The organism is Acetobacter lovaniensis, assembly GCF_014207635.1.
Taxonomy (GTDB): domain Bacteria; phylum Pseudomonadota; class Alphaproteobacteria; order Acetobacterales; family Acetobacteraceae; genus Acetobacter; species Acetobacter lovaniensis.
In genome coordinates this window covers 1,239-2,776 of the sequence record NZ_JACHIE010000042.1, presented here as the reverse complement: position 1 = coordinate 2,776, position 1,538 = coordinate 1,239, and the positions used below count along the sequence as shown (strand labels likewise).

Below are 1,538 nucleotides of genomic sequence, written 5' to 3'. Positions count from 1 at the left end.
CCGCGTCTTGCAGGTCTCGGCACGGGGTTACCGGGCCTGGACATCCCGACCGGCCTGTCAGCGCCAGCGCACCGATCTGAAGATACTGGTGCATAACGGCGTTGGCCTGCGACCTTATGGCCATACCAGTATGGGAAGTCATTGCGCAGATCGCGGCTTTCCCGGAGATTGCCCAAGCGCGTCAGGAGGCTGTGAGAGCACATTTTGAAACGGACGGTGTTCAGGCTGCTCTGAAGCAGAGACGGTTGCTCCGGAGCTGTCTTGTGTCCCAAAATCTGGCAGTGCGTCAGGCCATGCAGGCAGAACAATTGGAACTGGCGATGACATTGTTGAGAAAGCAAAAGCAGACCACGCCTGAAAGAGGGGCAAATAAGAGGGAGATGTGAAAGTGCAGTGGCCGCAGTCGCCTACATGCCGGACATTTGCAGGTGGCTAAAAATTTCACGAAACCGGATATTGATGAAGTCCCACCAACCCATTTTCCATCTGGTATCCGCGCGCGGTTTTCGCTACATATTAAATAGAGTTCGAATAATGCTGCTCACTGAGCTGTAGCAAGACCCCCGCGCGACACGCAAAGCCCGCCCTAACCCGGTGGGCTTTTTTTGTGCCTGCATTTCAGGACACGTCATGTCGAATACCAACCAGAACCCCGCCCTGACATGTGTCATAAGCGAACACCAACTCGTCAGCGCCGTCAGGCGCTATCTGTCACGCCAGAAAACCCTTACCCGGGCCACAGGTCTGATTTCGATCAGCTTCTGAGCTGCGGAAATGGCCTAGGCCACGCGTTTCTCTAGAACGACATACTGATTATTTTTTAGCTTATCTGTGGCATCAAACCACAGGAAATGAGGAAACATGTCTGGATCAAACCGTCCCTATAATCCGTCCCAAACCCCGTCGCCGTCAGAATTGTCACGTGCCCTCAACGTGATCAGGACATCGGTTTATGGGCGCGGCTTAATCGAACGCCAAGAAGGAATAAGGTGCGTAAGCAACCGTCTGCACTGGCCAGGTGGGGCGTCCGGGGTAACGCTCGGGCCTGACTATGACATGCGCGATCGTTCCCGGGCGGAGATTGAGCAGAAATTGCGGGATATCGGCATTAACTCTAGTCTGGTGTCTCGCGTGGCGGCGGGGGCCGGCCTGCGTGGCGAAGCGGCCAGGAGATTCGCCCAGAAGAACAGAAACCTCGTCATTCTGACGAACGATCAGCAGAAACGTGCCCTCAGAGAGACTAAGACGTCGCTTCAAGGAAGTAGTTTTATTGAACGCCATGAGGAGCAAAAGGGCGTCAGCAACCACCTACACTGGCCGGGCGGGGCGTCTGGGGTAACGCTCGGGCCTGGTTATGACATGCGCGATCGTTCCCGGGCGGAGATTGAGCAGAAATTGCGGGATATCGACCTCGACTCTAGTCTAGTGTCTCGCGTGGCGGCAGGGGCCGGCCTGCGTGGCGAAGCGGCCAGGAGATTCGCCCAGAAGAACAGAAACCTCGTCATTCTGACGAACGATCAGCAGAAACGTGCCCTCAG

Annotated in this window: 3 protein-coding genes; all 3 read left to right on the top strand. The window is 55.9% G+C overall.

Translation table 11 applies throughout. The features are described 5' to 3' along the window. Window positions 1-263 precede the first annotated feature (263 nt). Window positions 264-386, top strand: a complete 123-nt coding sequence (locus HNR55_RS17155; RefSeq protein WP_260400959.1) for a hypothetical protein — start codon at window positions 264-266, stop codon at window positions 384-386. Between the two features lie 244 nt (window positions 387-630). Then, on the top strand, window positions 631-765 hold the full coding sequence (locus HNR55_RS17150; protein ID WP_260400958.1) for a hypothetical protein: 135 nt from the start codon (window positions 631-633) through the stop codon (window positions 763-765). A 291-nt stretch (window positions 766-1,056) separates the two neighbouring features. After that, a partial coding sequence (locus HNR55_RS16565; protein WP_221441750.1) for a lysozyme family protein occupies window positions 1,057-1,538 on the top strand: 482 nt, incomplete at its 3' end.